The 19452-nt window shown below is 70.7% G+C and carries 16 protein-coding genes and 1 tRNA gene; 9 read left to right on the top strand and 8 right to left on the bottom strand.

Annotated features, from left to right (window positions below; genetic code table 11):
* Nucleotides 1–217 precede the first annotated feature (217 nt).
* Nucleotides 218–448: a hypothetical protein gene (locus tag PZB75_RS13060; protein WP_275535473.1), complete on the bottom strand. Its 231-nt coding sequence runs from the start codon at nucleotides 446–448 to the stop codon at nucleotides 218–220.
* A gap of 93 nt (nucleotides 449–541) precedes the next feature.
* Here PZB75_RS13060 and PZB75_RS13065 point away from each other — a divergent pair, with 93 nt between their 5' ends.
* From PZB75_RS13065 to PZB75_RS13090, 6 genes are all read left to right on the top strand, one after another.
* Complete coding sequence (locus PZB75_RS13065; protein WP_275535474.1) at nucleotides 542–1231, top strand: helix-turn-helix transcriptional regulator; 690 nt, start codon at nucleotides 542–544, stop codon at nucleotides 1229–1231.
* The gene (locus tag PZB75_RS13070; RefSeq protein WP_275535475.1) at nucleotides 1228–2754 is read left to right on the top strand and encodes a site-specific integrase; all 1527 of its coding nucleotides are present in this window, start codon (nucleotides 1228–1230) and stop codon (nucleotides 2752–2754) included. The genes PZB75_RS13065 and PZB75_RS13070 overlap by 4 nt, the downstream gene beginning before the upstream one ends.
* Before the next feature lie 64 nt (nucleotides 2755–2818).
* Nucleotides 2819–3940, top strand: coding sequence for a tyrosine-type recombinase/integrase (locus tag PZB75_RS13075; RefSeq protein WP_275535476.1), 1122 nt, complete (start codon nucleotides 2819–2821; stop codon nucleotides 3938–3940).
* A complete protein-coding gene (locus tag PZB75_RS13080; protein ID WP_275535477.1) occupies nucleotides 3940–4281 on the top strand; it encodes a helix-turn-helix transcriptional regulator in 342 nt (113 codons plus the stop codon). Before PZB75_RS13075 ends, PZB75_RS13080 begins: the two co-directional genes overlap by 1 nt.
* Complete coding sequence (locus PZB75_RS13085; RefSeq protein WP_275535478.1) at nucleotides 4232–6721, top strand: site-specific integrase; 2490 nt, start codon at nucleotides 4232–4234, stop codon at nucleotides 6719–6721. The genes PZB75_RS13080 and PZB75_RS13085 overlap by 50 nt, the downstream gene beginning before the upstream one ends.
* Nucleotides 6718–7446 carry an SDR family oxidoreductase gene (locus PZB75_RS13090; RefSeq protein ID WP_275535479.1) on the top strand — a complete coding sequence of 243 codons (729 nt, stop codon included), beginning with the start codon at nucleotides 6718–6720 and terminating at the stop codon, nucleotides 7444–7446. Before PZB75_RS13085 ends, PZB75_RS13090 begins: the two co-directional genes overlap by 4 nt.
* Before the next feature lie 426 nt (nucleotides 7447–7872).
* Here PZB75_RS13090 and PZB75_RS13095 read toward each other — a convergent pair.
* Nucleotides 7873–7946, bottom strand: a tRNA-Thr gene (locus PZB75_RS13095).
* A 179-nt stretch (nucleotides 7947–8125) separates the two neighbouring features.
* Between PZB75_RS13095 and ugpC the strand changes: the two genes are divergently transcribed.
* From ugpC to PZB75_RS13110, 3 genes are all read left to right on the top strand, one after another.
* Nucleotides 8126–9262, top strand: coding sequence for a sn-glycerol-3-phosphate ABC transporter ATP-binding protein UgpC (gene ugpC / locus PZB75_RS13100; protein ID WP_275535480.1), 1137 nt, complete (start codon nucleotides 8126–8128; stop codon nucleotides 9260–9262).
* A 378-nt stretch (nucleotides 9263–9640) separates the two neighbouring features.
* On the top strand, nucleotides 9641–10063 hold the full coding sequence (locus tag PZB75_RS13105; RefSeq protein ID WP_275535481.1) for a hypothetical protein: 423 nt from the start codon (nucleotides 9641–9643) through the stop codon (nucleotides 10061–10063).
* Nucleotides 10064–10106: 43 nt separating this feature from the next.
* The gene (locus tag PZB75_RS13110) at nucleotides 10107–10823 is read left to right on the top strand and encodes a nucleotidyltransferase family protein (RefSeq protein WP_275535482.1); all 717 of its coding nucleotides are present in this window, start codon (nucleotides 10107–10109) and stop codon (nucleotides 10821–10823) included.
* A 71-nt stretch (nucleotides 10824–10894) separates the two neighbouring features.
* Here PZB75_RS13110 and PZB75_RS13115 read toward each other — a convergent pair whose 3' ends face one another.
* The 6 genes from PZB75_RS13115 to PZB75_RS13140 form a co-directional block, all read right to left on the bottom strand.
* A complete protein-coding gene (locus tag PZB75_RS13115) occupies nucleotides 10895–12520 on the bottom strand; it encodes a DoxX family membrane protein (protein ID WP_275535483.1) in 1626 nt (541 codons plus the stop codon).
* A 227-nt stretch (nucleotides 12521–12747) separates the two neighbouring features.
* Complete coding sequence (gene rlmB, locus PZB75_RS13120) at nucleotides 12748–13704, bottom strand: 23S rRNA (guanosine(2251)-2'-O)-methyltransferase RlmB (protein WP_275535484.1); 957 nt, start codon at nucleotides 13702–13704, stop codon at nucleotides 12748–12750.
* 83 nt (nucleotides 13705–13787) lie between these two features.
* On the bottom strand, nucleotides 13788–15188 hold the full coding sequence (gene cysS, locus PZB75_RS13125) for a cysteine--tRNA ligase (RefSeq protein WP_275535485.1): 1401 nt from the start codon (nucleotides 15186–15188) through the stop codon (nucleotides 13788–13790).
* A 206-nt stretch (nucleotides 15189–15394) separates the two neighbouring features.
* Nucleotides 15395–15799 (bottom strand): PPOX class F420-dependent oxidoreductase, encoded by a 405-nt coding sequence (locus tag PZB75_RS13130; RefSeq protein ID WP_275535486.1) that lies wholly within the window; start codon nucleotides 15797–15799, stop codon nucleotides 15395–15397.
* Nucleotides 15796–17046: an MFS transporter gene (locus PZB75_RS13135; protein ID WP_275535487.1), complete on the bottom strand. Its 1251-nt coding sequence runs from the start codon at nucleotides 17044–17046 to the stop codon at nucleotides 15796–15798. Before PZB75_RS13135 ends, PZB75_RS13130 begins: the two co-directional genes overlap by 4 nt.
* 681 nt (nucleotides 17047–17727) lie before the next feature.
* Nucleotides 17728–19443: an ABC transporter permease subunit gene (locus PZB75_RS13140; RefSeq protein WP_275535488.1), complete on the bottom strand. Its 1716-nt coding sequence runs from the start codon at nucleotides 19441–19443 to the stop codon at nucleotides 17728–17730.
* Between the last annotated feature and the right edge of the window lie 9 nt (nucleotides 19444–19452).

The following is a 19452-nucleotide window of genomic DNA, read 5'->3' on the forward strand; positions in this document are numbered from 1 at the left end:
CGGCTTCGGGCATGCAGGCCCGGGTCGCGCGGGACGTTCGTGGGATAGCGGGCGACAGGGCGTTCAGGGCCTCCGACGTTGGCGCGTCGGGGGCTCACCCTTTTCTCGCGGGGGCTCGGCCACTGCGAGGGACCACGGACAGTACGTCCACGCCCCGGCACAGTCCAGCGTTTCTGTGTCAGCTCAGCGCAGAACCCCCTGTTATGGGATCGCCTGCTCATGCGGCCAGGCCCAGCAGGCTGAGCAGGTCTGCGGTCACGACCCGATAGGCGTTGCCCAGCCGGAGCACCTTGCACGGGTACAGCCCGCGCTTCGCCAGCTCGTACCCCTTGCTCCGCCCCAGCCCCAGCGCCCGGTTGCCCGTACCCAGGTCAACAGCCACCGGCAGGGCCAGCAGCTCCTCACGGCTCATGCCGTCCACCCGCCCGAAGCTCTCGTTGTCGCGCATTCGCGTTCCATCCATGACGAGCCCTCGGCGAACACGGTGATCGCGTCCGTCTCCAGGCCACTACATCCAGGATGGTCGAGCTAATGTGTCTCCATGACACAACGACGATCCGAAGATGAATACGAGAAGGCAGACGAGGACGAAGTCTTCGAATGGGAGGACCACGTGATGGCCGTCGTGGCCGGCGAGGTCCGCAGACGACGCAAGGAGCTGCGGTGGAGCGCACAGGACCTGGCCGACAGGTGCGAGGAAGCCGGATACCCCATCCCCCGCAACGTCATCGCCAACATGGAGTCCGGACGCCGCGCCAGCCTGCCCCTGGTCGAGATCATGGTCCTGGCCAAGGCCCTGCGCGTGACGCCCGTCAGCCTGATCTACCCCGTCGGCTACGTCTCCGAGGTCCGCCCGCTCCCCTACGAGGATCCGCAGCCGACCTGGGACGCACTGCAGTGGTTCACCGGCCAATCCTCGGCCTTCGGCGCCGAGGACTTGATGCTGGATCTCTTCCTCGCCCACGACGACGAACTGCGCGCGGCCCTGGCGGCTCTGGAAAGCGAGGAGTACGAGCGCTGGAAGGTCAGGACCGCCTCAAACCGCATCCAACGCGAAGCTGCTGAGCGCGCCTTGACCCGCTATGCCGACCAGGTCACCAACGCCAGAACCGAGTTGCGTCGGCACCGCGCCGCCATCCGTGAGGCCGGTGGCGTCCCGCCCCACTTGCCTTCACCGCTCGCCGATCTAGACCCGCACGAGCGTGACACGACAGAGGAGAATGATCTTTGAAGGGCTCCACCTACCGCCGCTGCTCCTGCCGCGACTCGAAGACCGGCAAGGAACTCGGCACCGCCTGCCCCAGGCGCAACAGCAGGAATCACTGCACGTACTCCATACGCCAGGAGCTGCCCTCCCGCGAGGACGGCACCCGACGCTCCTTCGCACGCGGCGGCTACGCCAGCCTCAAGGCCGCCCAGGCCGACCTCGACCACGTCCGTGCCCTCCTGGGCCTCGCACAGGCCGACGATCCGGAGGGCACGGAGCTGATCGCCGCGATGCTCGCGGAGGTCAGCAGCGAGAAGGCCCCACTGCCAGACGTCGAGGAGACCCGCCGCCGGCTCAACTCGGGCCAGGACCTCATCGGCAGCCTGACCGTCGCCGAGTGGCTCGACCGGTGGCTCGCGGGCAAGCGGATCCGCAGGTCCGGCCTGAACCGCTACGAGACCGACATCCGCATCCATCTCAAGCCCCGCATCGGCGGCCGTCGGCTCGACCGGCTTCGCGTCAGCCACCTCAGTGAGATGTTCACCGCGATCGTCGACGCCAACGCCGACCTCGTCGAGCAGAACGCCCAGCGCAAGGCCGCCGTCGCCGAGTTGGCGACCGTCCCGTGGAAGGGCGCCGAGCACCGCGCCCGCCGCAAAGCACTGAAAACAGCGATCGACGCGATGCCGCCCATACGGCGCGTCACCGGGCCCTCCACCCGCCAGCACATCAAGGCGACCCTCCGCGCGGCCCTGAACGACGCGATCGGTCAGCAGATCATCACCTTCAACCCGGCCGCCCACGTCGAGATCGACCCCGCACGCAAGCCCAAGGCTCTCGTCTGGACGGACGAGCGGGTCGCCAAGTGGCAGCAGACCGGCGAGAAGCCGTCACCGGTCATGGTCTGGACGCCCGAACAGACCGGCGCCTTCCTCGACTTCGTCGCCACCGACCGCCTGTACGCCATGTGGCACCTCATCGCCTTCCGCGGCCTGCGTCGGGGCGAAGCGTGCGGACAGCCCTGGTCGGAGACCAACCTCGCCACCCACTCCCTCACCGTCTCCGCCCAGCTCGTCCAGGACGGATGGGACGTCGAGACGTCCGAGCCCAAGACCGACAGCGGCTACCGCGTCGTCGCGCTCGACGACGACACCGTCGAGGTCCTGGAACACCACCGCAAACAGCAGAACGCGGACCGCGCGGAGTGGGCGACAGCCTGGGTCGACACCGGCCTCGTCTTCACCCAGGCCGACGGCTCCTGGCTCCACCCCGGCAAGGTCACTGACCTCTTCGAACGACTCGTCGCCGCCTCCGGCTTCCCTCCGATCCGCCTACACGACCTCCGGCACGGAGCTGCCACACTCATGCTCGCCGCCGGCATCGACGTCAAGATCGTCTCCGACACCCTCGGCCACAGCGATACCCGGATCACGCGGGACATCTACCCGAACCCTCAGGAATTGCATCAGGCGGGCGAGAAACCGCAGGTCGCGAGGTCAGGGCAGGTCCAAAGGAGGACTCTGTCCTCCTGCAACTTGGCGGCCTGAGCTGGGAGTTTGGTAATCGGATCCCATCTGATGCAGGATTTGCCCTCTGAAGGGGAGGGTGAAAGTGGGTCTACAGCGACGCGCCGAGCTGGCGGGGGCAGCTCACCTGGAGCTGGTGTCCGGGGTTGTCCAGCTGCGTCCGCAGGACGCGATGGTCGAAGCCATGGTGCGGGGCTGGCGGGCCCAACAAGCCGCTCGCGGGCTCCGGGAGGACACGGTCACCGCTCGGGAACGGCTCGTACGGCGGTTTCTGGAGCACACGAACGAATACCCGTGGGCCTGGACGCCCGGCCACGTGGACGAGTGGTCACTGTGGCTGACCAGCGAGAAGCACCTCGCGCCGTCCACGATCCGCAGTTATCAGGGCAGCCTGCGCCTGTTCAGCGAGTTCTTGATCGACGGCCGCTACGGCTGGTCGGTGGCCTGCGAGGACGCTTTCGGCACTCACCCCGTGGCCATCTGCCACGAGTGGAACACCATCGCCCACCTCAACGACTACGAGGGGCGCCCCGAGGCGAGGCCGTTCACCCGCGAGGAGATCCAACGCTTCCTCGACTACGCCGACGACCAGGTCGATCGAGCGGTACGGGCCAAGCGCAAGGGAGCCCTCGCCGCCTACCGCGATGCCACCCTCTTCAAGGTCATCTATGGGTGGGGTCTGCGCCGGACGGAGACATCGAAGCTGGATGTGGTCGACTTCGGGCGGAACGCGAAGGCACCGCAGTTCGGCCGGTACGGCACCCTCAACGTCCGCTACGGCAAGGCGAAGAAGGGGCAGCCGCCGCGCCGTCGGAACGTGCTGTCGGTGATGGACTGGGCGGTGGACGCGGTCGCCGATTACGTGGAGAACGTACGGCCGCGGTTCGGCTGCGAGGATCACCCCGCCTTGTGGGTGACCGAGCGGGGCGGCCGGGTCAAGCCGGCCGAGATCAACGCCCGGTTCGTCGCCTACCGCGACGCGCTGAAGCTCCCGAAGGCGCTGACGGTCCACTCCGCTCGCCACTCCTACGTCACCCACCTCACAGAGGACGGGGTTGACCGCCGGTTTCTCCAGCAGCAAGTCGGTCACGAGAATGACAGCTCCACCGCTATCTACACCCACGTCAGCGACGACTTCATGAACACCATGCTCCACAGGGCACTTGCGCCCGCGCTCGCCTCGTTCCCCGCAAACAAGGACCGCTGATGGCCGCGAAGCTCGACTACCACTGGCACTTGCGCAAGGTCATGGCCGACCGAGGGCTCTTCTCCACCACCGACCTCATCCCGCTGCTGGACAAGCGGGGCATCACCCTTTCGTCCAGCCAGGTCTACCGGCTCGTCGTCGAGCGCCCCGAGCGGCTCAGCCTGAAGATCCTCATGGCCCTGCTCGACATCCTCGACTGCACCATGGACGACCTCATCGAGCCGACCGCCGCGGCGGGTGCCGAAACCACTACCCGCACAAAGAAGGCTGTCGGTGCCGAGGCAGGTGTCGGTGACCTGCGACCCAAGCGAGCCCGCATCCGCGGTTTCGAGCGGCCGTGACCGCACCGGGCACCCCGAGCGGGCCGTCTGCGACCCGATCGGGCTCATCGCGGACCTGGTCGCAGCCATCGAGCATCAGCTGGAACCGGACCGGATCCGTGCCGTGGTCGCCGGCGTCGCGGGCGGACGCTCGAAGTCACGCCTCCTCGCGGCACATCTCACTGAGCATCCTCGCGTGCTGAACGACGGTCGCTCGCCGGCGCCCAAGGCCGTCGGCGACCTGCTCATCGCCCTGCGTGAGGCCGGGGCCCAGACGGTCTCGCCGCCGCGTTGCGCCGAATGCGGCACGCAGATACGAACGCTCCAGCGCCGCGGCCAGGACTGGTACTGCTGGACCTGCGGACAGCCACAGCCCGAGCCGTGTGCTGCCTGCGGAAACACCCGCCGGGTCACTTCACGCGACCGGACCGGGCAGCCACGATGCGCCAAGTGCCCGGACGACGACGGACGCGACCCCATCGCAGTGATCGGCGCCCTGATCGCTGAACTGGATCCGCAGGCCGAACGGGAGACGGTCTCCGACGCGGTCCGTCGATCGGCGCCTCGCCCTTCCTACCAGCGGAAAATTGCCTGGGCCCTGGAAGCCCACCCCGCTCTGCTGACCGGCGACGGTCACCTCGCACCCCACCGCGCGATCCTCAAGCTGATCGACCTGCTGCACGAGGCCGGCATCGCCGGGATCGTCCGGCCGTCCTGCCCCGGCTGCCACAGAGTCGTACGCATCGACAAGCCTCTGGACGGAAAGCGGGTCTGCCGCATGTGCATCTCCCACTCCCGCATCGAGGAGTGCTCGGGATGCGGAGCCCGCCGAGAGCCCGCCACCCGCGACGACCAAGGCCGGCCAGTGTGTCCGAACTGCCTGGTCAGCGCCCCGGCGAACCTGGAGACCTGCATCAACTGCGGCCGACGAAGGGTCGTGAACACCCGCACACCGGACGGCCCGCTCTGCCAAAGCTGCCCCTCCCTGCCCACCGCGACTTGCAGTATCTGCGACGCGGAGAAACCCTGCGGCACCTCCCGCACTACGGGTCGGCCATGGTGCCTGGACTGCCAGCGTCACTCCGCGCCGTGCTCAGCCTGCGACAGCGTCGCGGCGGTCGTCTCCGGCACTCTCGACCAGCCCCTTTGCGCGGACTGCACCGTCTCTGAGGTCTGGCACACCTGCCCTACCTGCAGCGATCCCGACTACCCGCACCCCGGCCAGTGCGCTCGTTGTCTCATCAACCGACGCCTCAACGAGCTCCTGGGCCCTCCGTCCGATGCCCTCCACCCCGGTCTCCAAGCCCTGCGGAACAACATCGCCACCACCGAGCACCCACTCACCGCCAATCGGTGGCTGAACAAGCCGTCCGTGTCTCCGGTCCTGGCCGACCTCGCGGCCGGCAGACGAGCCCTGACTCACGAGGCCCTCGACGAGCTGCCCGACAGCCCGCCCCTCGCCCACCTCCGCCAAGTCCTCGTCGGCGTCGGTGCCCTGCCCGAGCGGGACGAGTACATGGTCCGCCTCGAACGTTTCCTCACCGGCCTTCTCGCAGCACAGCAAGACCCCGAACAGCGCAAAGTCCTTCACCAGTACGCGATATGGCACCTGGTCCGTCGACTACGCCGACGCAGCAACGGCCGCCCCCTGACCCCGCAGCAGTTCGCATCAACGCGTCAACGCACCCACGCGGCCGTCGCCTTCCTTACCTGGCTTCAGGCTCACGACCTCGCCCTGGATACCTGCCGACAGGCCGACCTCGACGAGTGGCTTACCGACGACTCCGCGACCTACCGCCACACAGCCGGGCACTTCGTCCGCTGGGCTCGCACCAACAAGCTCACCACCGTCCACGTCCCCGCAATCCGCTGGAACGGCCCCACCCAGCCACTCGATGACGAGCACCGGTGGAACGTCGCACGCCGACTCCTGCACGACGACACCCTCAAGCCCGAAGACCGCCTCGCAGGACTGCTTCTCCTCCTCTACGCACAAGGGCCATCGGCGATCCACCGACTGACCATCGAGGACGTCGAGGTCGGCGCTCAGGCAGTACGTCTCCACCTCGGCGATGCACCCGTCCAACTGCCCGAGCCCGTCGCCGCACTGGCCCGCACTGTCGCCGCGAACCGCAAGGGTCACGCGACCATCGGCGCCCTGGCTCCCTCACCCTGGCTCTTCCCCGGTGGCCAGCCCGGACGCCCGATCAGCACCACACAGCTGACCCAGCGGCTGACCCAGCTCGGGATCCGGCCCAATCAGGCCCGCAGCACCGCACTCTTCCAGCTCGCCACCGAGATCCCCGCCGCGATCCTCGCCCGCACCCTGGGCATCCACACCGACGTCGCCGTCGCCTGGCAACGGCTCTCCGCGGGCGACTGGGCCACCTACGCAGCCGAGGTCGCCCGCCGCGCTTCACCGCAACAACAGCCGGTCCACGAACAAGGAACAAAATCATGAGATTCGACAACCACCGCGTCGTCATCACTGCTGCCGGGCGCGACTTCGGGCGAACTCTGGCCATCCGGCTCGCAGACCTTGGCGCCGAGGTCTTCCTGTCCGCACGCAGCCTCGCTGCCGCTGAGGGTGTCCGCGACGAGATCCGAGACCGAGGCCACCAGCGGGTCCACGCCTACGCCTGCAACCTGACGGATCCCGCCTCAATCCGCGACTTCGCTTCCAGCGTCACCCAGCACACCGACCGCGTCGACATCCTGATCAACAACGGCTCGCGCTACCTCGAAGGGCCGGATCTCCAGGCAGCATCCGACGCCGATATCGTCGACACCATCGCATCCGGCGCCACGGGCACGGTCCTGACCGTGAAGAACTTCCTCCCGCTCCTGCTCAACTCGGACAAGCCGGACGTCGTGACGATGGTCTCCGCCTGCGGAACGGCCGGACATCACCGCTCGGACGCACACGACGCCTTCTATGCAGCCAAGAGCGCACAGGCCGGGTTCACCGAGATCCTCTCCAAGCGCCTACGGCCCCAAGGTGTCCGGGTGATATCGCTCTACCCGCCCGACTTCGACAACGCCGACCCGCTCTCCGAGGAGTGGGAGACCACCCCGCGCGAGGCCAAGGATCCCCTCACCGGTCAGTCGCTCGTGGACTGCATCCTCTTCGCAGTCGCCCAGCCCCGCGACTGCTTCATCAAGGCGTTCCATTTCGAACAGGTCTGAGCGCTCGCATACTCAAGGCTGACGTCGGCTCCCAGGCCGCACACCGGGGGCTCCGGATCAGAGGCATTCGGATAGTTCCAATACCCGACGTCACCATTAAGCGTCCTGCCCCGCGTCGGGAAGAGCGCCGCAGAGGCCACCGCCAAGCTGGTCCCCCTCCAGCGCAAGGCCGAGGCCGAGCAGGCTGCCCGCAAGGCCGCGAAGGCCGCCAAGAAGGCGAGGGCCAAGGCGAAGACGAGCGCGAACGCCCAGGCCAAGAGCAAGAAGAAGAGGACCAAGACCAGGCGGCCCGAGAAGTAGTCCCCGGAGCCCCTCCGCTCACGCACCGCTCACGCAAGCACTTCCACGGCGCCCATGTCGTGCGACCCGTCACGCCCCGAACATGAAAAACCCCAGGTCACGGGCTATGTGACCTGGGGTTTTCGGAGCCCCCTATCGGATTCGAACCGATGACCTACGCATTACAAGTGCGTTGCTCTGGCCAGCTGAGCTAAGGAGGCAGACCGGTAGCAGTGTAACCAACGCGGCCCGCCCCACCTGCCGGATTTTCGGGTGCCGTGGACTACTGACAGAACGGGCGGGGCCAGGTACCGTCACGGCAGGTTCACTCAAGTGGACCAGACCACTCCCTTACTCGGATCGTCCGGCACGTTCCTGCCGGTGGAGGAGAAGAACCGTCATGGCCAGTGTCACGTTCGACAAGGCGAGCCGTATCTACCCGGGTTCCACCAAGCCCGCGGTGGACGAGCTGGAGATCAGCATCGAGGACGGCGAGTTCCTCGTCCTCGTCGGTCCCTCCGGTTGCGGCAAGTCGACCTCCCTGCGCATGCTCGCGGGTCTTGAGGACGTCAACGCCGGTGCGATCCGCATCGGTGACCGCGACGTCACGCACCTGCCGCCGAAGGACCGGGACATCGCCATGGTGTTCCAGAACTACGCGCTGTACCCGCACATGACCGTCGCCGACAACATGGGCTTCGCGCTCAAGATCGCCGGCGTCAACAAGACCGACATCCGGGCGAAGGTCGAAGAGGCCGCCAAGATGCTCGACCTCAGCGACTACCTGGACCGTAAGCCGAAGGCGCTCTCCGGTGGTCAGCGTCAGCGCGTCGCGATGGGCCGCGCCATCGTGCGTGAGCCGCAGGTCTTCCTCATGGACGAGCCGCTGTCGAACCTCGACGCCAAGCTCCGTGTCTCGACCCGTACGCAGATCGCGTCCCTCCAGCGCCGCCTCGGCATCACCACCGTGTACGTCACGCACGACCAGGTGGAAGCCCTCACCATGGGCGACCGTGTCGCGGTCCTCAAGGACGGTCTGCTCCAGCAGGTCGACTCGCCGCGCAACATGTACGACCGCCCCGCGAACCTCTTCGTCGCCGGCTTCATCGGCTCCCCCGCCATGAACCTCGTCGCCGTGCCGATCACCGACGGCGGCGTGAAGTTCGGCAACAGCGTCGTCCCGGTCTCCCGCCAGGCGCTCACCGCCGCCGCGGACCGCGGTGACACCACGGTCACCGTCGGCATCCGCCCGGAGCACTTCGACATCGTCGAGCACGGCGGCGCCGTCGCGAAGTCGCTCTCGAAGGAGTCCGCCGACGCCCCCGCCGGTCTCGCCGTCTCGGTCAACGTCGTGGAGGAGCTGGGCGCCGACGGCTACGTCTACGGCTCCGCCCGCGTCGGTGACGAGGACAAGGAACTGGTCGTCCGCGTCGGCGGCCGCGCCGTGCCGGAGAAGGGCACCACGCTGCACGTCCTCCCGCGCCCGGAGGAGCTGCACGTCTTCGCGACCTCGACCGGCGAGCGCCTCACCGCCTGATCGATCCCCTGACTGAACGGCCCCGCACTGACGAGTGCGGGGCCGTTCGCCATACCGGGGCCGGTTCTCGGTTCGCGATGGTTCGTGACAGATCGTGACGGTCCGCGGCGGGTCCCGGGAGGGTTCCCGGGGTTCTCGATCGGAGCCCGGGACCCAAGGGTCCGACGGCCCTCCGGCCACCCACCGCCCGTCCCCGTACCGCCCTCCCCCACATCCGGCAGCACGGCAGCAGCCGACACCCACACACCAGCACATTGAGCCTCATACCAGGCATTTCATACGCACTCGTCAACCCATATTCGAAAAGTCCCCTCGAACCATCCCCCTACCGAGTGACGTAATGTCGCCCTTTCCTCACTGCCCGCTACGCTCGCCTGCGTGACCCACACCGCGCGCCGCATCGGCCGATCCCTCGCCTTCGTACTGCCTGTCGTCATGGTGCTGTCCGGGACCCTCGCGGTCACCCGTGTGCCGTGGGCAGCGCACGACTCCGACTCCCAGTTCCTCACCGCGTCCGCGTCCACCTCGACGGCCGTCTCCGAGACCACCGCACCGCCGACCCCGCAGGACGTCCTGCGCGACCGGCTGCTCGTGGAGCTCCGGGAGAAGGACCCGGGCGCCGCCCTGACCCACCTCCAGCGCTCCGTCGAGGAGCGTCCCTCGCTCGCCCGGCACTGCATGGCGATCGCGAAGGCCCTGGGCAAGGCCGCTGTGGAGCAGTACGGTCCGACGCGCGCCCACCGCTTCTCCCGCCCGGTGTGCGACACGTCGTTCGCCTCGGGTGTCGCGCAGTTCGCCTGACCGGCCCCCCGTATGCCCGGCGGCGCCGCATATCGTGCGTGCCATGCATACGTATCCGACGCAGGCCGTCGTCCTGGCCGGTGGCCAGGGTTCTCGCCTGCGCCCGTACACCGATGACCGTCCCAAGCCGATGGTCGAGATCCCGGGCACCGGGACCCCGATCATCGGCCATCAGCTTTCCTGGCTGGCCGCCGAGGGCGTCACCGACGCCGTGGTCTCGTGCGGCCATCTTGCCGAGGTGCTGGAGGACTGGCTGGCCTCGGCCGATCTCCCGCTGCGCGTCTCCACCGTCGTGGAGCCCGAACCGCTGGGCCGTGGCGGTGGGCTGAAGTACGCCGCCGCCCGGCTGCCCGACTCCGAAGAGCCGTGGTACGCCACCAACGGGGACATCTGGACGCGCTTCTCACTGCGCGAGATGGCCGCCTTCCACGCCGAACGCGACGCCACCGCCACCCTGGCGCTGGCCCGCCCCCGCATCCCCTGGGGGGCGGTCGAGACGGACGCGTTCGGGCACATCACCGACTTCATCGAGTCGCCCCCTTCCCCGTATCTGATCAACGCGGGGGTGTACGTGTTCTCGCCCGCGTTCACGGCGCTGCTGCCGGACCGGGGCGACCATGAACGTACGACGTTCCCCGGCCTGGCCCGCAGCCGTCGGCTGGCCGGCTATCCGCTGCCGCACGGGGCCTACTGGCGGGCCATCGACACCGCCAAGGACCTCACCGAGGCGGCGAAGGAGCTGGGCTCCCGGAGAGGCTGACAGCCGCGTCAACAGCGGAAGGGGCGGTCACCCGGGTTCCGGACGACCGCCCCTCCCTCTCTTCCTCGTGGTCAGCCGAGCAGGCCGCCGATCGGGTTCTGACCGCCGCCGGAGGTTCCGCCGTCGCCGCCACCGTCACCGCCGGTCGAGCCGCCGCCGTCCGAACCACCGGAGGACGAGGAGCCTCCGCCGTCCCCGTCGGAGCCCGAGGAGGACGGCCCCGAACTACCGGACGAGGACGCCGAAGGCCGGTGCGGGCTCGACTGGTGGGAGGGCTGCCGACCGGTGTTGTCGGACTCGCTGGACTCCCCGGCGCCCGACGTCCGGCCCGGCTCACGGACCGTGTCCGAGCTGGGCGTGGGCTGCTCGGCGGACGGCTTGGTGTCGGCGCTGCTGCGGGCCGGTTCGGGCGTGCGCCCCTCGGGCGAGCGGGAGGGGCCCTTGTCCCTGGACTCCTCGGGGAGCGGCGAGCCCGGCAGCTGGTTGGTCGGGTTGTCCGGGCCGGGCACGGTGACGACGCCGGAGGAGCGTACGGCTCCGCCGAGCACCGAACCGATCAGCAGGGTCAGACCGACGACCACGGTGGCGACGACCGCACCGCGCCGCAGCACCCGTCGGCGCAGGTCCCAGATGCCCGAACGGGGACCCAGCTTGCGCCATGCCTCGCCCGCCAGACGGCCGTCGACCGAATAGACCGGGGCGCCCGCGATAATCAACGGGCTCCAGGCAGCGAGGTAGATGATGTCGGGCGCGTCGTACGCGGCGACCGTGCGCCAGCTGACGGTCACCAGCAGCGTCACCGAGAGGAGCGTGGCGAAGGAGGCCGCGACGCGCTGCCAGAGACCGAGGACGGTGAGCACACCGACGACGACCTGGAGGAACGCGACGGTGAGCCCGGCCCCGACGGGGTGCGAGAGCGCGAAGTCGCGCAGCGGCTCGGCGAGGGCCCACGGGTGCAGGGACGTCAGCCACTTGACCATGGAGCCGCGGTCGCCGCCGTCGAAGTAGACCGGGTCGCAGAGCTTGCCCATACCGGCGTAGATGGAGATGAAGCCGAGGAAGACCCGCATCGGCAGGAGCACGACGCCGAGGTTCATCCGGCGGCCGGGGTAGTACGCGTGCCGGACGGCGTCCGAGCGCCGGACCCTCGCCTCCCGCTCCTCGTCCGTCTCGCCGTCGGGTCCGGTGTCGTCGGGGAACGCGCCGTCGACGGGACCGTCGTCGTACGCGCCCACGGCCCGCCGCATCGGCGGCAGCAGGGGCCCCGCACCGGACGGTCCCTGCTGCGGCGGTACGAGCACGACCGGGTTGGGCTGGGTGTCGTCGAAGCGCGGGATGAGCTGGGTGGCCCCGGCGTCCCGTCCGTCGTCGTGCCCGGCGCCGTACTCGTCGAGACGCGCCGCCGTGCTGTTCCGCACGGCCTGGAGGAGGCCGGTGGCCCCGGGATCGCCCGGCTCCGACCGGCCGCTCCACACCACCGGGGAGCGCCTGCGGGCCGGGGCCGCCGCCCCGGCGCCGCTCATGGCGGGAATCCTGGCCGCGGGCGCGACACCGCGAAGCCGGGTGCGCTGGCCCGGGGCGAGCCGCACCCGGAAGCTGGCGTGGTTGACGATGACCTGCGCGGGGTCGCAGTCCACCTTGGTCATGCTCAGGGCGGGTTGTTCGTCGAACCGAGGCGTTCTGGTGTCCACACTCATCTAACCGAGTGACGTGACGTTAGGACACTGCCTTGACACGCCGGATGTGTCCGAGACCCGTCAACAGTGCGTATGAGGCGTCACCGGCACCCACTCCACGCCCCGCCGCACCCCCGCCGCACCCCGTCGGCGAAGCGATCCGCACCCGGGGCGCCCCACCGCCTGCCGCGGCGCCCCCGGGCCCACCCCGGTGACCCCGCCCCGGCCGAACACCCGCGCGCCGCCGCCTACGCGCGCCGCCGCGCCACCTCGTACAGCACGATGCCTGCCGCGACACCGGCGTTCAGCGACTCCGCGCCGCCCGGCATCGCGATCCGCACCCGGTAGTCACAGGTCTCGCCGACCAGCCGGCCCAGACCCTTGCCCTCGCTGCCGATGACGATGACGACCGGGCCGTCCAGGGCCTCCAGGTCCTCCACCGTGTGCTCGCCGTCCGCCGCCAGCCCGACGACCGTGAGGCCCGCCTTCTGGTAACCCTCCAGGGCACGGGTCAGGTTCGTCACCCGGGAGACCGGCGTACGGGCCGCCGTGCCCGCCGAGGACTTCCAGGCGCCCGCCGTCATACCGGCCGCGCGCCGCTCCGGCACGACCACGCCGTGGCCGCCGAACGCCGAGGTGGACCGGACGATCGCGCCGAGGTTGCGCGGGTCGGTCACACCGTCGAGCGCGACGATCAGCGGGTCCTCGTTCTTGTCGTACGCGGCGGCCGTCAGGTCCTCGGGGTGCGCGTACTCGTACGGCGGGACCTGGAGCACGAGGCCCTGGTGGTTCAGGCCGTTCGTCATCCGGTCCAGCTCGGGGCGCGGGGCCTCCATCAGGTTGATGTTGCCGCGCTCACCGGCGAGCTGGAGCGCCTCGCGCACCCGCTCGTCGTTGTCGATGTACTGCTGGACGTACAGCGTCGTCGCGGGGACGCCGTCGCGCAGCGCCTCGAAGACCGGGTTGCGGCCGACGACCAGCTCGGACGTGCCCTTGGCGCCGCCGCGACGCGGTGCGGGGCGGCGGGCAGCGGCCTGCTTGGCCTGGGCGTTGGCGACCCGGTTCTTCTTGTGTCCCTTGCGGGCGGCCGCGGGCGGCGTCGGTCCCCTGCCTTCGAGACCACGGCGTCGCTGGCCACCGCTGCCGACCTGCATGCCCTTCTTGTTGGACGTGCGGCGGTTCCTGCGCTGGCTGTTCCCGGCCATGACCTACCTGTTTCGTTGCTTCAGAAGACGTACGTAAGTGAAAGTGTGCCGCCCGGCGTCCCGGGCGGCACACCAGAATCCGTTCAGCGGGGTCCGAGCGTCCACCGGGGGCCGCTGGGGCTGTCCTCGATGACGAGTCCGGACTGGTTGAGCTGGTCGCGAATGGCGTCGGCGGTGGCGTAGTCCTTGCGGTCCCGGGCCGACTGACGCTGATCGAGCACCAGCCGTACGAGCGTGTCGACGACCCCGTGCAGATCCTCGCCCCGGTCGCTCTCCCCGGCCCACTGAGGATCGAGCGGATCGAGGCCCAGCACCCCGAGCATCGCACGTACCTCGGCCAGACGGGCCACGGCCTCTTCCTTGTCGTCCGCGGCCAGCGCGGAATTGCCCTGCCGGACCGTGGTGTGCACCACCGCGAGCGCCTGGGGGACCCCGAGGTCGTCGTCCATCGCCTCCGCGAACGCCGGCGGGACCTGCGCGGACGCCGCGACCGGGCCTCCGGCCTTCTCGATCACCCGCTGCACGAACCCCTCGATCCGCGCGAACGCCGACTCGGCCTCCCGCAGCGCCTCCACGCTGTACTCGATCATCGAGCGGTAGTGCGGGGTGCCCAGGTAGTACCGCAGCACGATCGGCCGCCACTGCCGCACCATCTCGCTGACCAGCACGGAGTTGCCGAGCGACTTCGACATCTTCTCGCCGGACATGGTCACCCAGCCGTTGTGCACCCAGTACCGGGCGAACTCGTCCCCGTACCCCTTGGCCTGCGCGATCTCGTTCTCATGGTGCGGGAAGATCAGGTCGATGCCGCCGCCGTGGATGTCGAACACCGGTCCTAGGTACTTGTGCGCCATCGCCGAGCACTCCAGATGCCAGCCCGGCCGGCCCGGACCCCACGGGGTCTGCCAGCTCGGCTCACCCGGCTTCGCGGCCTTCCACATCGCGAAGTCCCGCTGGTCCCGCTTGCCCGTCTCACCCTCACCCGAGGGCTGGCGGAGGTCGTCCAGGTCCTGGTTCGACAGCGCCAGGTACCCGGGGTACGACCGCACGTCGAAGTAGACGTTCCCGTCCGCCTCGTACGCGTGTCCGCGCTCGATGAGCCCGCGCATCATCTCGATCATCTCGGTGATGTGGCCGGTAGCCCGCGGTTCGTACGTCGGCGGCAGGCAACCCAGGGCGTCGTACCCGTGGTTGAACGCCCGCTCGTTCTCGTACCCGATCGCCCACCACGGACGGCCCTGTTCCGCCGACTTCCTGATGATCTTGTCGTCGATGTCGGTGACGTTCCGCACGAACGTGACGTCATACCCTCGGTAGGCGAACCACCGGCGCATGATGTCGAAGTTCAGCCCCGACCGGATGTGTCCGATGTGCGGAGCTGCCTGGACGGTCGCGCCACAGAGGTAGATCGAGACACAACCCGCGGAAAGCGGGACGAAATCACGGATCTGCCGGGCGCTGGTGTCGTACAGGCGAATAGTCACGCCTCAAGGGTAGTGGGCGCGCACCAGTGCCCCGCGACCCCCGGGCCTGATCTTTTTCCGGTGGCGCGCAAGGGCTCCACGCGTCGGAGCCGGCGACCGCCGTCTTCCGCCGCCGCCGGGCACGTCTCCCACCATGTGGAAGGGACCCGGCGGTATCCGCGCTCCGGGCCGCCCGCCCCCTGGCCGGAGGCGGGCGGCCCGGCACCTCAGATGCGGCCGAGGACCTTGCGCGGGGTGATCCGGACGATCACCCGGGTGCCGTCCTCCGCCGACGACGGGTTGAACTCGGCGTACTTCTTACCGCTGTACTTGACCGACAGTTCGTCGATCAGTTCCTGTCCGCCCTCGGTGGTCAGGGTGGCGGAGCCGCGGATCTCGGCGTAGGTGTACGGGGCGTCGAAGGGCTGGACGACGACGGAGACACGCGGGTCGCGGCGCAGGTTCCGCTCCTTGCGGCGGCCCTCGGTCGTCGAGATGAGGATGTCGTCACCGTCCCGCTTCACCCAGACCGGCGAGAGCTGGGGGCTGCCGTCCGGCTGGATGGTCGCGACGGTCACGAAGACCGGCGTGTCGAGAAGCGCCTTGAGCTGATCGGAGAGTGCGGCGGTCATGGAGTACGTCCTCCTGAGGCGTTGGCGATGCTCCTACGTCTACCCCCAACCGCGTCCTGGCCCCCGCCCTTCCCGTTTCCGCCCACCGGAAGGGTCAGCGCGAGAGCGGCGCCCGTCAGCGGTACGGCGGCGAGCGCCGTCCACAGGACCCCCGGGGGCGCGCCCAGGAGTGCCCCGGTGGCCGCGCTGCCGCCGAGTACGGCGAGTCCGGAGACCGACGACAACGCCCCGGTGGCGAGCCCGAGCCGCCGGTCGTCGACGAGGTCGGGTACGAGCCCCCGGGCGGCGGGCACCAGCAGCATCTGTCCCGACGTCAGCAGCACCACCAGCGCCGCCCCGGGCAGCAGCCCGCCGCCCGGCACCACCGGCACGGCCGCGAAACCGGCCGCGACGACGACGAGTCCGCCCGCCAGCGCGGTCCGGGGCGCGATCCGGCGCGCCGCCCACCGGGTGAGCGGCAGCTGCGCGAGGACGACCAGCAGGGAGGACAGCGCGAACAGCCAGCCGAGCGCGGCCTGCGAACCGGTGGCGCGTTCCACCTCGGCGGGCAGTGACAGATAGAGCTGGTTGTAGGCGACGAGATAGCTGCTGTACGCGAGGCACAGCACGAGGAACGGGCCGTTGGCGAACACGGTCCACAGGGCGGGCCCGCCCCCGCCCCCGGTCCGCCGCACGGCGGCGCGGCGCGGCATCAGCCGGGCGTGTCCGGCGAGCACCCCGACGAAGACGAGGGCCCCGGCGACGCAGGCGGCCCGGAACCCCCCGCCGAGCAGCAGCAGGAGCGACCCGATGAGCGGTCCGACGAAGGCCCCGGCCTGCCCGGCGGCGGAGAACACGGCGAGCACCTGCGTACGCGGGGTGCCGGTCTCCTCCTCGTACCGGACGGACTCCCGGGCGGTCTCCGACTCCACCGCCGGAGAGAACAGCGCGGCGGCGAACCCGATCAGGACGACAGCGGCGATCACCGTGGCGGTGGACCCTGCGAACGCGAGCCATCCGAACCCGATGATCCGCAAGGCGCATCCGGCCAGGACGACGGGGCGGGGCCCGTACCGGTCGGTGAGCGCGCCGCCGACGACGAAGAGCCCCTGCTGGCTGAAGGTCCGCAGCCCGAGCACGAGGCCGACCAGCCAACCGGCCATACCGAGTCCGCTGCCCAGATGGGTGGCGAGGTAGGGCAGCACGGCGTAGAACCCCACGTTGAACGCGAACTGGGTCCCCACGAGCAACCGCACGTAGCCAGTCATCGCGCGCACCTCATTCACCCTTCACCACCGTACGAACAGAGCTCCCACCGCTGCTGAGGGGAGCCCACGCCCATCCCGTACGCGCGGGACGGCGCTTCCCGGCATCGCATGCTCCGGCCTTGGTCGTGGTGCGGGCGTGGCCGAGTCCGGGGCGGGACCGTCCGGCGCGGTGCCGGCGCGGCGCCGGAGCGGTGCCGGAGCGGTGCCGGAGCGGTGCCGGAGCGGTGCCGGAGCGCGGTGTCCGGCGCGGTCCCGGGGCGGTACCGGCGCGGTGTCCGGTGGGTGGGGCGGGGGCCCTCCGGCGTGTCTCCTCGGAGTGGGCGCGGCACCCTCCACCGGATGCGAACCCGGGTCCTGCGCCCACTCCTGCGGGGACCCGCCTGCACGCCCCCACCCGGCCGTCCCGCGTCCGCGGATCGATCGGTGGTGGAGGGGACCGGAGCGCGCCGTCCCAAACCCGGGTCCACCCACTCCCGCGGGGACCCGCCTGCATCCGGCCGTCCCGCGTCCGCGGATCGATCGGTGGTGGAGGGGACCGGAGCGCGCCGTCCCAAACCCGGGTCCGCCCACTCCTGCGAGGACCCGCCTGCATCCGGCCGTCCCGCGTCCGCGGATCGATCGGTGGTGGAGGGGGTGGGAGCGCCGCCTTCCCGCGCGTGGGGGTGGGGGTTCGGCCTTGCGTCACCTTGTCGCTCCTCGTCCCCGCACAGCGCCCGAAACCAGCACCGCCAATGCCCCCAGCCCCGCCAGCGCGACGGCGGGGGCCAGCACTCCCCACGGGGCCCGTTCCGCGTACGGCATGTTCTCGGACAGCATCCGTCCCCACTCCGGCGCCGGCGCCGGCGCCCCGAGTCCCAGGAATCCGAGCGAGGCCAGGGCCAGCGCGATGGCGGGGACGCGCAGTACCGCGTGCCGCACGACCGGTGGCAGCACCCCCGGCAGCACGTGCCGACGCAGCAGGTGTCCCCGGGACGCCCCGAGCGACTTCGCGGCGGCGATGTGCGGCGCCGCCCGTTCCTGGGCGTACAGGGCGGCGGTGTGCGCGGCGAGCGGTGCCCAGGAGACGGCGGCGACCGCGGCCGCCGCGCCCCATGGGCCCGGACCGACGAGCCCCGCCACGACGAGCCCGCTGAGGATCGCGGGGAGCGCGTTCGCTGTCTCGGTGAGCGCCCCGGCGCGTACGGCCCCGAGGAGCAGCCCGAGCAGCAGGGTGACGACGGAGACGGCCACGGCCATGAGCACGGTCCGGGCCGCCCCGTGCCCGAGCCGGGCCAGGATGTCCCGCCCCAGCGAGTCCGTGCCGAGTGGGTGCGCGGCGCAGGGCCCGGTGAGCCGTACGGCCGCGTCGACGTGCAGCGGATCGCGCGTCAGCCCGGCCACCGTCACGACGGCGAGGAGCACGGCCAGGGCCACGGCCCCCACCACGACCGCTCGCCGCCCCGGCAGCGCGGGGGGTACGAGCGCGGGCAGCGCCCCCTCGTCGAGCGCGGGTCCCAGCAGGGCGCGCGCCGCGAGCCGGGCGGCGAGCCCGGCGGCGATCCCGAGCAGCAACAGGACGAGCACGCATGCCTGGAGGACCGGCAGGTCCTGCGCGAGGGCGGCGGCCAGTGCCGTACCGCCGAGGCCGGGGATCGCGTACAGCGTCTCGACGGCGACGGCCCCGCCGGTCAGTCCGACGACGATCAGCCCGAGCTGGGGCAGCAGTCCGGGCAGCGTGCGCCGGAGCGCGTGGAGGGCGACACGTCGTCCGGGCAGCCCGCCCGCCGCGGCGGCGCGCGCCCACGGTTCGGCGAACGCGGCGGGCAGCGCGTCGTCGAGGAGGCGGCCGAGCAGGGCACCCGCCGGTACGCCCATGGCGAGCGCGGGCAGGACCAGTTGGTCCCCGGCGCCCCAGCCGAGCGCGGGGAACCAGCCGAGCTGTACGGCGAACACGGTGGCGAACACGGCTGCCAGCAGGAATTCGGGAAGTGCGGCGAGCACCGCCGCGCTCACTCCCGCCCGCGCCCGGTCGATCCGCCGCCGGGCGCCCCGCCGCAGCGTCCCGGCGCTGAGCGCGACGGCCAGCACGACGGCGACGGCGAGCGAGACGCCCATCAGGGTCAGGGAGACGCCGAGTGCGGAGGTGACGTCGGGTGCGACGGGCTGTCCGGAGACCCAGGACTCGCCGAGGTCGCCCCGGAGGAGTCCGCCGAGCCAGTCGCCGAGGACGTGTGCGGGGCCGCCGTCGAGCCCGGTCCCGGCGCGGATCGCGTCGAGCGTGGCGGGGGTGGGCGGCCGGTCGGCGTACCGGGCGTGCAGGATCGTCAGCGCCGGATCGGTCCGGGTCAGCCAGGGCAGCAGCCCGATGACGGCGACGACCGCGAGGAGCGTGGCGAGCCGCCCCGCCAGGTACTTCACCGGGCCGGC

It is taken from the genome of Streptomyces sp. AM 4-1-1, assembly GCF_029167625.1.
Lineage (GTDB): Bacteria > Actinomycetota > Actinomycetes > Streptomycetales > Streptomycetaceae > Streptomyces.